This is a genomic window from uncultured Bacteroides sp. (genome assembly GCF_902472605.1).
In the GTDB taxonomy this organism is placed as follows: Bacteria; Bacteroidota; Bacteroidia; order Bacteroidales; family Bacteroidaceae; genus Phocaeicola.
In genome coordinates this window covers 1-12129 of record NZ_CABROP010000066.1, presented here as the reverse complement: position 1 = coordinate 12129, position 12129 = coordinate 1, and the positions used below count along the sequence as shown (strand labels likewise).

General features: G+C 43.0%; 8 protein-coding genes. 2 read left to right on the top strand and 6 right to left on the bottom strand.

Features of this window, described 5'->3' with window-relative positions; translation table 11 throughout:
* On the bottom strand, nucleotides 1-341 hold a 341-nt coding region (locus RDP42_RS12010), incomplete at its 3' end, for a hypothetical protein (protein ID WP_308763875.1).
* A 173-nt stretch (nucleotides 342-514) separates the two neighbouring features.
* On the opposite strand from RDP42_RS12010, the gene RDP42_RS12005 reads away from it, so the two are divergent.
* Entirely contained in the window at nucleotides 515-703 is a 189-nt protein-coding gene (locus tag RDP42_RS12005; protein ID WP_308763874.1) for a hypothetical protein, read from the top strand.
* Nucleotides 704-897: 194 nt separating this feature from the next.
* On the opposite strand, the gene RDP42_RS12000 is transcribed toward RDP42_RS12005, so the two are convergent.
* The 5 genes from RDP42_RS12000 to RDP42_RS11980 all read right to left on the bottom strand — a co-directional run bounded on the left by RDP42_RS12000 (nucleotide 898) and on the right by RDP42_RS11980 (nucleotide 10573).
* Nucleotides 898-2199, bottom strand: coding sequence for a hemolysin family protein (locus RDP42_RS12000; protein WP_308763873.1), 1302 nt, complete (start codon nucleotides 2197-2199; stop codon nucleotides 898-900).
* A gap of 149 nt (nucleotides 2200-2348) precedes the next feature.
* Nucleotides 2349-3350 carry an aldo/keto reductase gene (locus RDP42_RS11995; protein WP_308763872.1) on the bottom strand — a complete coding sequence of 334 codons (1002 nt, stop codon included), beginning with the start codon at nucleotides 3348-3350 and terminating at the stop codon, nucleotides 2349-2351.
* Nucleotides 3351-3528: 178 nt separating this feature from the next.
* Entirely contained in the window at nucleotides 3529-5385 is a 1857-nt protein-coding gene (ftsH, locus tag RDP42_RS11990) for an ATP-dependent zinc metalloprotease FtsH (protein WP_308763871.1), read from the bottom strand.
* Nucleotides 5386-5702: 317 nt separating this feature from the next.
* Nucleotides 5703-7379 (bottom strand): RagB/SusD family nutrient uptake outer membrane protein, encoded by a 1677-nt coding sequence (locus tag RDP42_RS11985; RefSeq protein WP_308763870.1) that lies wholly within the window; start codon nucleotides 7377-7379, stop codon nucleotides 5703-5705.
* A 20-nt stretch (nucleotides 7380-7399) separates the two neighbouring features.
* Nucleotides 7400-10573 (bottom strand): TonB-dependent receptor, encoded by a 3174-nt coding sequence (locus RDP42_RS11980; protein WP_308763869.1) that lies wholly within the window; start codon nucleotides 10571-10573, stop codon nucleotides 7400-7402.
* Between the two features lie 357 nt (nucleotides 10574-10930).
* Here RDP42_RS11980 and RDP42_RS11975 point away from each other — a divergent pair, with 357 nt between their 5' ends.
* Nucleotides 10931-12082, top strand: a complete 1152-nt coding sequence (locus RDP42_RS11975; RefSeq protein ID WP_308763868.1) for an alpha/beta fold hydrolase — start codon at nucleotides 10931-10933, stop codon at nucleotides 12080-12082.
* Nucleotides 12083-12129 lie beyond the last annotated feature (47 nt).

The window sequence follows — 12129 nt, the reverse complement described above, 5'->3', positions numbered from 1 at the left end:
AACAAGACGGTTGTGGGTGAACATTTTTTGATGCTTTCAAAAAGGAACGGAAAAGACACTACATTATGTATTTCGCGCGGGCGCGTATACGCGCATATGTGCGCATGTGTAAAAGGGAAAGGCAAAGATGCACGCCGAGTCGGCACAAAAAACAGCAAAACACGGAAAAATCCTGCCTGAAACTTTCCTGCACGAAGGCCAAAAAACGGAAAAACGCCCGAAAACGCAGGAAACGGAGTCACCAGTCCGCCATAAAATCCGTGATTTTCGCAGGCGGCATGACAAATAACGACCTGAAAAACTCGCACCGCCAGCACATTTTTTCTAGAGACTCCCGGCATTTTCTATGTTTTCCTCTCGGAAAACGTAGGTTTCCGCCCTGGAAAACGTACGTTTCTCGGCAGGGAAACATACGTTTCTCATACCGGAAACATAGAAAACTTAAAGGTAACGGAGAATTATCTCACCGGCATTTCTTCAATACGGAACGCTTGAAGGAGAAAAAACGGAGAGTTTGAAAAACAAATGGGACGCTTACAAGGAAGAACAAGCAGCCGCTTACAAAGAAAAACAAAAGAAACGGCTTGAAGAAAAACTGACGGAAAAACGAACAAATAAAAGAACGGCTCAGCAAACAGAAAAAAAGGAAACCTCACCTACGGACATAAAAAAAGGAGTTCCGCTGAACTCCAACCTTTGTTAACCTTAAATCTAATACTATGAAAAACACAGTGCAAAAGTAAGCATTCCCGGGAAAACCACAAAGAATACAGCCGGAAAATCATGTTTTACAACACATATTAACCAAGGAGAGCAGCGCATTCAATCCTATTAACAAAAAAAGGCTTTCCCAAGCTAAAGCCAGGAAAGCCTTTCAGTCACGAATTATATGCAAAATCAAAACTCACACTCACCTTCCTCTTCCGAAGAAGGAATTGTCACCAACACTTTATCGATTCGAGCTCCATCCATATCCACTACCTCAAATACGAAATTATTCCATTCCAGCGTTTCGCCACTTTGAGGGATATGTTGCAAATATTGCAGAATCAATCCTCCAACCGTATGGTAGTCTACATCTTCCAACAAGTCCTGCCGGTTGAAATAGCACAAGAAGTCATACAACGGGCACTGGCCATCCACCAGCCAACCCTCTTTATTGATTCGTTTAATGATATCCGGTTCCTCTCCGGCATCGTCCATAGAACCGACCAAACCTTCCAGAATATCACGCAATGTGATAATTCCCACACAGGCCCCAAACTCATCGCAGACCAGTGCACGACTTATTTTCTGCGCCTTCATCTGTTCCAACGCCTTGTATACGTTCATGTTTTCATGAAAGAAAGTAGCCTCATGCACCAACGCAGGCAGGTTAAAATCCTTTTCGGGAAGATGCAACACCAAATCTTTCAGATTGACTACCCCTTTCACTTTATCCAGGTCTCCGTCTTCCGTTACCGGATAAAATTCATACAATTCTTTCACCAGCACCTCCTTCACTTCGGCAGCCGTCATGGTGCTTTCCAGCGAAACAATATCACTTTTGTGCGTCATAATGGAGCCAACCTTCAAATCACCCAACAGAAATACACGCTGCACGATGTCCTGTTCCACAGGCTGTACTTCTCCGTCATCCGCTCCTTCCTTGATAATCGATTTGATTTCCTCTTCTGTCACCTTATTATCGGCTTCCTTAATATTCAGCAGATTGAAAATCAATTCCGTACTTTTTGAAAGCAACCAGACAAACGGCAAGGCAATCTTGGCCAGCACATTCATCGGGCGAGCCACCAGCTTGGCCATTCTTTCGGCCATACTCATACCGATACGTTTCGGAACCAATTCTCCAAAAATGATAGTCAGATAAGTAACGATAACGACAATAATCCCCTGCGCCAGTCCGGAAGCGTAAGTAGCAGACACTCCCCACGAAACCAATATATTGGTCAAATCAACCGCAATTTTATTTCCTGAATAAATACCGGTCAAGATACCTATCAATGTAATTCCGATTTGGACGGTAGAAAGAAAGCGATCTGGATCCCCTGCCAGTTTTAATGCTACGCGAGCAGATTTATTACCTTTTTTTACGTCGGTCGACAACCGGGATTTTCGGGCTGATATTAATGCCACCTCGGACATGGCGAAAATACCGTTCAGTACTATCAACCCGATAATAATGATTATTTCATCCATATATAAAAACAAGTGTGTTTCAAAGGAGCAAATTTAACGGAATGTTCATATCCAAAAAAGTGAGCTGTCTATAATTAAATTGTTTTAACAAACAGACAGCCCACTTTTTTACACTTTCCTTTCTCCCTCAAACACACGAGATTAAAGGCCTACGCAAGAATCTCATCAATGCTCCGAAGCTCATCTTCCACAAAAGAAAGATTATCCAACGCTTTCAAACTGTCGCCCAACTGTTCCACGGAACTGGCTCCAACCAACACGGAAGTGACCGATGTATCTCTCAGCAACCAGGCCAATGCCATCTCAGCCAGCGACTGTCCGCGCATACGTGCCCGTTCGTTCAATGCCTGAATCTTTCTCAAGACTTCTGGTGTAAGTGCCTCTTTTTTCAAGAAGCCACCCCGGGCAATACGGGAGTCCTCCGGAATGCCGTTCAAGTAACGATTAGTCAGAAGCCCTTGGGCCAAAGGAGAAAAGGCCACAAACCCCGCACCATTTTCTTTTACCGCCTTCAAGATTCCCTGTGACTCCGGCTCACGCACCAACATACTGTAACGCCCTTGGTACAACAAGCAAGGCACATCCCGTTCCTTCAGGTAACGACTGGCAAACAAATAGGCTTCCAAAGGATACTTGGACAAACCCACATACAAAGCCTTTCCCTGGTGTACGATATCCACCAACGTCTGAAGTGTTTCTTCCAGCGGAGTTTCCGGATCATACCGATGCGAATAAAACACATCCACATATTCCAGGTTCATCCGTTTCAGGCTCTGGTCCAAACTGGCCATCAGATGCTTGCGGGATCCCCAGTTGCCATACGGGCCCGGCCACATGTCGTGTCCCGCCTTTGTAGAAATAAACAGTTCATCCCGGTAAGGAGCCAATGACGATTTTATTATCTGTCCGAAAGTCTCCTCGGCCGAGCCATACGACGGCCCGTAATTATTGGCCAAGTCAAAGTGTGTAATTCCATGATCAAAGGCATAATGCAATTTTTTCCGGCTGAGCGAGAGTGTATCCACGTCCCCGAAATTATGCCATAATCCCAGTGAAATGGCGGGCAGCATCACTCCACTTCGTCCGGCACGACGATACTGCATGCCACACTCGTAGCGATTTTCTGCTGCAGCATAAACAGGTGCTATCATAATAATATAAATTTAAGAGATTCAACCATCATTCTTTTGTCGGTGACAAAAATAAGATTTTATCTCGCACCTCTTTTCATTCATCCCTTCTATTATTTCCGCCTTCGTAATTTTTTCTCAGGCTTTCTCTTTCCCACCTCTTTATTACGCTTCTCCCCCCCAAAAGAATCACCAGCCATTACAGCTTACCCGACTGATGCAGAATATGCATGAACTCCTCACCGGTAATGGTTTCTTTTTCCAGCAAGAAAGAAGCTGCCTCATGCATCACATCCAGATTTTCCTGAATGAGGCGACGTGATTTCTCATGTGCTTTCTGAATCATTTCAAGCACTTCCTGGTCAATGCTGGCTGCCGTTTCAGCAGAACAAGTGAGCGAAGTATCTCCTCCCAAATAGACATTATTCACCGTCTCCAGTCCCATCATGTCATATTTATCACTCATTCCATAACGAGTGACCATTGCACGGGCCAGTTTAGTAGCCTGCTCAATATCATTTGAAGCCCCCGTAGTCACAACGTGACAAATTTCTTCCTCTGCCGTCCGTCCACCTGTCAGGGTTGCAATCCGATTGAACAACTCTTCCTTGTTCATCAATACCTGTTCCCCACTCTCCACCTGCATGGTATATCCGAGTGCTCCCGAAGTGCGAGGAATAATCGTAATCTTATGTACCGGTGCCGAGTGGCTCTGCATGGCAGCCACTAACGCGTGTCCTATTTCATGGTAGGCTATGATTTTCTTCTCTTCCGCAGAAACAACCTTTCCCTTTTTCTGTGCACCCGCTATCACGGTTTCCACACTTTCTTCCAAATCCTCGGTAGTCACTGCACTTCTTCCCATGCGAACCGCCCTCAATGCCGCTTCATTGACAATATTGGCCAATTCCGCACCCGACGTACCCGCCGTAGCACGAGCCACGATATCTATATCTACCGTCTCATGCTTTACCTTCTTCAGATGCACGTTCAGAATCGCCTTCCGTCCCTCCAGGTCAGGTAATTCCATTTGAATACGTCTGTCAAAACGCCCTGGGCGAAGCAAGGCCTTGTCCAAGTCCTCCGGGCGATTCGTGGCTGCCAATATCACGACTCCTTTCCTCCCGTCAAATCCATCCATCTCCGTCAACAACTGGTTCAACGTCTGTTCACGTTCATCGTTTCCTCCCAGTCCACTGTCCCGTCGTTTGCCAATGGCATCTATTTCATCAATAAAAATAATACAAGGAGCTTTCTCATTTGCCTGTCTGAAAAGGTCGCGTACTTTTGCGGCTCCCATTCCCACAAACATTTGCACGAACTCGGAACCCGAGATAGCAAAGAAAGGCACCTTCGCTTCTCCGGCTACCGCACGTGCTATCAATGTTTTTCCCGTTCCCGGAGGCCCCACCAACAAAGCTCCCTTAGGTAACGAAGCACCTATATCCGTATATTTCTGTGGCTTATGCAGAAATTCCACAATCTCTTTCAGCATTTCTTTCGCTTCGTTCTGTCCGGCTACATCGGCAAATGTTGTCTTGATTTCTGCATCCGCATAAATCTTAGCCCCTCCATTTCCGAATGACATAAAATTACCCCCAGCTCCCATACGGGCCTGGATACTTCGACTGGCTCGCTTTCCAATTACATAAAACAACAGCCCCGGTAGTACCCACATCAAGATAAAATTCAAAAAAGGAGAATTCTCTTCAGGGACAATCTCTGTAAAAGCTACCTTACCATCCTTATTCGGACTTTTTGCCTTCAGCAGCCTGTCCACTAACTGCGGATCATTTATCTCTCCAGTCTGATAAGTCGTGACATCTCCTTTATCGGCTACCGTAAAATAAATCTGTCCGGATTTAATCATCACCTCTTTTATTGACCCTTCCTCCATCTTTTCTATGAAAGTTCCATAATCAGTGGATTTGATTTTTTGCCCCGTCAAGTTCGGGAAAATCAACCAATTCAAAAATAAGACAATCAATATGATCCATAAAAAGGTCACAAACGGATTTCCCTTCTGAGGGCGTGAATTCACAGTTTCTTGTTTCATGACGTTTCATTCTTAATTTAGAGGCAAATATCGCCAAACATACATAAAGAAAGAAAGTCAATATGGCGAAAATAGTGTACTAAATTTCTCCAAATCAATATTATGCTTCAAGTCCAATAAAAAAAGAATTTACCCATGGTTCATTTTTGTCAACTTACAGACAATTCATTGTCATAGTTATACAGGCATTTAAATCTACTATTTTTCAGTGACTATAACCTATAGAGAGATGAACACTTAGATACAAAAAAACTTCTCTCACACAAAAGAAATTTTCCTGTGCGAGAGAAGTTCTTAATTTATAAAAGAAAGATTGATTACCAGCCTGAATTCTGCGGCAACAGATTCGGATTACGTTGCAATTCACCTGTAGGAATTGGATACAGATACATCTTGTCGTCCCACTTGCGGGCTTTCTCTGGAGATGCATAATTTTCATAAATTACCGTTTGATGGAATTGTCCATCCTCACCCTTGACATATTTTCCCATATAAGTCTGGCTATTCTCCAACAATTTTCCGGCTTTCCAACGCTTCAAATCTGCAAACCGGAAACCTTCGCCTGCCAACTCCACACGACGTTCCCGGCGAATCTCTTGCAGCAAAGGTGACAAATCATATCCCCAGTTGGGCCAATCAGTATCAACAAACCCAATAGCCAGCTTTAAATCAGGCATTCCGACACGTTTACGCAACTGATTAATCGTCTTGTCCAAATCCTCTTGTGTAATCGTTCCCAGTTCCGCCTTAGCTTCTGCATTCACAAGTAATGTTTCTGCATACCTATAAGCAATGCCATCAATTGTACCTTTAGCCTCAATATCCTGTGAAGGATCGGGAGTGAAATATTTACGCACCCAATAACCACTGGGACAATCTGCTCTCACAAAGTCCTCATCTTTAGTAATAAAAGTCATACCGCCATCCACGGTCATCGTATAGGGTGCATCTCCGGTCAAAATCAACTGCTTAAAACGTGGGTCACGATCCTGTGCTTCTTCAGCCATCGTTTTATTACGCACATGTGCCTTTGAGGTAGCCGATGCAGGTTTTCCATCTGTATACAAAAAGCAATCCGCAAAATCTTTCGACCATCCACTCTTTGCATTCCGCAGCCAATGGCAAGCATTATGTTCACGTAACGCAGTCGCATAGTCAATATAAAGAATCGCCTCTTTCAAGCTACTTTTATCCTCCATCACAAAAAGATTATAATAATCGGCTTCCGGATGTCCAGTTTTATAGATTTCATAATGCGAAGAAGCGATTAGGGCATCTGTCGCGTCAGCTGCTTTCTGTAACAGACCTACCACATCCGCATCATATCCCAGTTCTTTATGATACTTATAATAAGTTCCCTCATTCAGACAAACACGGGCCATCACATGACGAGCTATATCTTTATTCAAACGATTATTTTCTTCCTTTCCTTTCTCAGGCAACCATTCGACTGCAAACTCCAAGTCCTGCACAATTTTCTTTGCCACTTCATTTCTTGGCATTTTATTGCCATACAGTTCTTCGCTATCTATAGTCAGTTCACTTTCAAGCCAAGGCACATCACCAAATGTCTGGATTTTTTCAAAATACTCTAATGCCCGGAAGAAACGAATCTCCGCCACATACGGATTCATCTCTTCCTCAGACGCATTTACCCGCTTATAATGAGTCATAAAATAATTCAATTGCCGGATATTCTGCCATGATGCTTTTGTCCACCTTCCATCGTCACTACCCTCCGTAGGAACAGTATACTGTCCCCACAAAAAGGAGTTAGGCACGAATGAAATCTGATTGTCACTGTCTTCATCCCCTAAATTTGTTACTCCACCAGGTAATGTATTATAAAACGCATTGGCAAAAGTTTTCAAGTCACTGACAGACTTCCAAAATGTTTCATCATTCAAACTTTGTGGAGATCTGTCCAAAAAAGCATCGTTACAGCTTGTGAACGACAAGGCCGCAGCCATATAAAGTAAATATTGAATCTTCATAATCATTAATCAGCTAATAGTTAAAATACGACATTCATCCCTACCGACAACGACTTCTGTTGCGGATAACTATATGGATCAGATAATTCCGGATCAAATCCTTCCGGAGTATGCTTGAATGTCAACAGATTTTCACCCGTAAAATAAATACGGCACTTTTGGATACCCCATTTTTGAGTCAAGGCTACTGGAAGCGTATAACCAAAAGACAAAGATTTCAAGCGCAAATACGCAGCATTAACCAAATAACGAGTCTGGTTTCGTCCAATGGCTGTACCTCCATTGAATCGAGCTACCGGAAGCCAAGCGCTGGTATTATTCACAGTCCAATAATCATTTGCCACCGCAACCGGTACCTGCCATTGACTTCCATATTGCCACTTGAATGTATTAGGAAGCATAATATCCCGTTTTCCTACACCTTGGAAGAAAATGCCCAAGTCAAAACCTTTCCAGTCGGCAGATATATTAAACCCGTACCGGAAACGAGCGCGATTGTTTCCAATAATTCTCTGGTCCCCGGGATTATCCACCGTGTTATTTCCATTATCAACAACTCCATCGCCATTCACATCCATAAACCTTATATCCCCCGGAATCTTGTTGATTGCTCCATCTACCTTTGACTGGTCGGGGGCTTGCTTTATTTCATCTTCCGTCTGGAATAAAGTCGACTCATAGCCCCAGATATCACCAATAATCTGTCCTTCATAATAAGGACTCGACAATGATTTTGTAGGATTATCATACTTCGTAATCTCAGCTCTTGTATCCGACAAGTTAAATCCAAGACTGTAATGCAATCCGTTTTCCAGCTGATCATTCCAAGTCAAAGACAATTCCCAACCACGAGTCACCATATCTGCTGCATTCTCCTCAGGCTCTGCAGCACCTAAAATTGCCGGCAATATCTTGCCAGGTCCCAGCATTCCTGTTGTAGCACGCTGATAATAATCAAATGTACCTTGCAAACGACTCTGCAAAACCGCAAAATCCAATCCTAAATCCCATTGGGTCACTTTTTCCCATGTCACAATATTGCTGACCAAAGCTCCAGGTAACACATACGAATTCTTCTTGCCTCCCATCAAATAGCTGTTCTGCCCTGTAGAATAATTCGACAAATACACATACCAGCCATTATCCAAAGCCTGATTAGCCAGGCTACCATAAGAAGCACGAAGCTTCAATTCATCAAAAATATTATGGGTAATATTTTTAAACCAACTTTCTTCAGACAATCGCCATCCCAAGGAAAACGAAGGATTGAACACTGCACGATTGTGTTTTGGAAACTTAGAAGACAAGTCGTACCGCCCGTTCAGTTCCAATAAATAACGGTCTGCAAAGCTATAATTCACACGGAAAAAACCACTTCTTGTGGCCCAACTATCATCCGAATTTCCCACATATTTTTCTCCTGTAGCGGCATCCATTGAAGGAAGTTCATTAGATACAAGATTTTCACGCTGTGCATAAAACGCCCGTGTATGCTTGGTCTCCTGATTAAAACCCAGCATCACTTTAAAATAATGTTTGCCGAAAGTTCTTTCATAGTCTCCGAACAAATTAAATGCATTATATGTATCATTTTGCTGATGCTCATACACATAATTTGGATTTGTCCACTGGAAAGTTTGCAAAAACTTACCATCTATACCATACTCATCAAATGACTGCAAATGATTTTTTATATGTTCCGCATAATAATTGAATGTATAATCCATATTAAGCGTCAAACCCTTGAGCGGAGTCAGTTTCAAGGCTAATGTATTCCAAAAATCATTCTTTGTTGTTTTACGTGCACCTCCATCGGTCAATATTGCTGCAAAGTTCGTATAATTACCCTGTCCAGACCAGTTTCCATCCGGATGCTTTACCGGCATCAAGGGCTGTGTATCATTGCCAATCCAATTCTCTCCATGCGCCCTGTCCTGCACAATACCATCCAGTTCCGTACGGATAAAGCTCGTTTTCATTGAAACATGAAGCCAATCATTAATATCATAATTGATATTATTTACCATATTGAATTTACGGAAACTTTCATTGCCATACCGCAAAAGCGATCCCTGATCAGTATATCCTACTGAAGTATAATATGTAGCCTTATCACTACCTCCATTGACATTGACATTATACTTTTGTACCGGATAGCTTTTCTTGTACATTTCTTTCATCCAGTCCGTATTTCCACAATAAGCATATTTTCCAGCCTGAGAATTCGCATATTGCCAACTATTCGGATCTGTAGCCACAAACACTGGAGAATTGTTTACCGGATCATTATAGTACGCCTCTATGTGTTCCATCTCCTCCTGGCTGAAGATGTTGCGTCCATTGGTGGTCTGCCCGGCTGCATTCATCCAAGTCATATATTCCATCGAATTCATGTAACGGGGACGAGTTGTAGGACTATTAAACGAAACAGAAGCATCGAAAGAGACACGAGTAGGCATATTCTTACGACCACTTTTGGTTGTTATCAAAATAACGCCATACGCGGCACGTGCACCATAAATCGAAGCTGAAGCTGCATCCTTTAAAACTGAAACACTCGCTACATCCTGTGGGTTGATCAAGTTAGGGTCCATTTCTACTCCATCCACCAAAACCAACGGTGAACCTCCATTAATAGACGTTTCACCACGCACATTAAATGAAGAACCGACTCCCGGCTTCCCACTCGTCGTTACATTCAGGTTGGGAATTGTACCTTGAAGTCCTTGTCCTAAGTTTACAATCGGACGATCAGCCAAGACTTTATCGTCCACAGCAGAAACAGCTCCTGTCAGATTGGCCTTCTTTACTGTAGCATAACCCACAACTACAACCTCCTCTAAAGTCTCTGTATCCTCTTTTAGGACTACCTTTAACGGATTGCCATCCCACACAATTTCCTGGGTCGCATAACCGACATATGAAACGGTAATAATATCACCTTTTTTCACATTCGGAATGTTAAATTCTCCGTCAAGCCCCGTGATAGTACCATTCGTCGTACCTTTTACCACGACAGAGGCTCCAATAATCGATTCTCCATCACGATCTGTTACAAAACCCGCACAGGTAGTCTGTTGTTGTACTACCTGCAACTTCACAGCCTCTACATCAGGCATAGCTTGCATAAGCCCGCAAGGAAGCCCCGACAAAAGCAAAAATGCACTTAATGATTTTAAATGCTCTTTAGTCATAGATTTAAGTTTAATAAGTTAAAGTCTCAAATTCAGATGCATAACAAGACCTATAATTCGCCTTTACAATCCACCTGATAAGTTTAGTTTTATGATAAGTTTATAAAAAGAGTTGCCTTTTTAAGGCTACAATCTAGTTTTATTTATTGTTTTTGCGTCACAAATATATAGATTTTCTTTATTATCAAGCAAACGTTAAATTAAAGTTGATAAAAACAAAGACTATAAATCAATTATTTTTAACAACTATACAATATAAAACCAACTTATTTATTTCCATTTTTAATATATATAACATTTAAAGGAAAATCCTCTGATCTATATCTATTATTTTTGTTTGAAAATATAAACTCTACCATGAGAAAAATTCTATCGACCCTAATTTGTGTAATGTTGCTATCTCTCCACCTCCACGCCCAACAAACCAACCTGCAACGAGCTGCAAACATTCTACGGTGGATGAAAAACGCCCAAAGCGACAGTATCTATGCCTGTTTCGATGCCAAGATGCAGCAGGCCGTTCCTTTGTCGCAGTTAAAAGACATGTGGGCACAAGTAGAGCAACAAATTGGTCCATTGGAAAAGGAGAAAAAATGGAAACAAGATGCCATCGACGGTACAGTGGTCTACTATACTGATTTGAAATTTCAACGCGCTCCGTTACGCTTTCTGATAGCCTTCAATACCGAAAACAAAGTAAGCGGACTCCGGTTGCTCCCGGTTCCTCCAGAAGAAAAACCGTTGGTCGTCCCGTTCGACAGCATACACTTGGAAGAATCACCCGTTGAAGTAGTTACCGGAAATTACAAACTCCCTGGTACCCTTACCCGTCCGAAAGGAAAGACCTGTCTTCCGATTGTCATCTTAGTGCATGGTTCCGGACCACAAGACCGAGACGGAAGTATCGGTCCCAACAAGATTTACCGGGATATTGCCTGGGGACTGGCCGCTCAAGGTATAGCCGTACTTCGCTATGACAAACGTACGTATGTATATGGGAAAGCCTCCGTTCCGGAAGGAAAAGACATCACCCCTGAAGAAGAAGTAATAGTAGATGCGGTTTCAGCCTGCCAATTAGCAGCCTCCCTGCCTTTTGTGGATAAACAGAAAGTCTTCGTAGCCGGACACAGTTTAGGAGGATTGCTGGCTCCGCTCATCGCTTCACGCTGCCCGTCGGTCAACGGACTCATTCTGCTGGCCGCTCCTTCCCGTCCACAGGATGACATCCTCAAAGAACAACTGCGTTATCTGGCTTCCTTGAACGGAAATACAGACGAGGCACTTCTCGCCCAGCAATTCCAACAAGTAAAAGCCTCTGCTCCGCAAGCCTATTGGGACTACCTGGACAAATATGCTCCTGTCATGACGGCCTATTCCTTGTCCATTCCCATGATCTTCTTACAAGGAGAGCGTGACTACCAAGTGACCATGCAGGATTTTTCCATGTGGAAGTTAGGAATGTTCGGCAAAACAAACGCAACTTTCTACTCCTATCCTACGTTAACGTGAGTTCGATATAAGAATAAATATAATTTATTGAAAAATAGGAACATAGC

Excerpts from the sequence above, each read along its gene's own strand:
- RDP42_RS11995 (WP_308763872.1), bottom strand. The coding sequence starts at position 3,350 with ATGATAGCACCTGTTTATGCTGCAGCAGAAAATCGCTACGAGTGTGGC.
- RDP42_RS12000 (WP_308763873.1), bottom strand. The coding sequence starts at position 2,199 with ATGGATGAAATAATCATTATTATCGGGTTGATAGTACTGAACGGTATT.
- RDP42_RS11985 (WP_308763870.1), bottom strand. The coding sequence starts at position 7,379 with ATGAAGATTCAATATTTACTTTATATGGCTGCGGCCTTGTCGTTCACA.
- RDP42_RS11975 (WP_308763868.1), top strand. The coding sequence starts at position 10,931 with ATGAGAAAAATTCTATCGACCCTAATTTGTGTAATGTTGCTATCTCTC.
- RDP42_RS11980 (WP_308763869.1), bottom strand. The coding sequence starts at position 10,573 with ATGACTAAAGAGCATTTAAAATCATTAAGTGCATTTTTGCTTTTGTCG.
- ftsH (WP_308763871.1), bottom strand. The coding sequence starts at position 5,385 with ATGAAACAAGAAACTGTGAATTCACGCCCTCAGAAGGGAAATCCGTTT.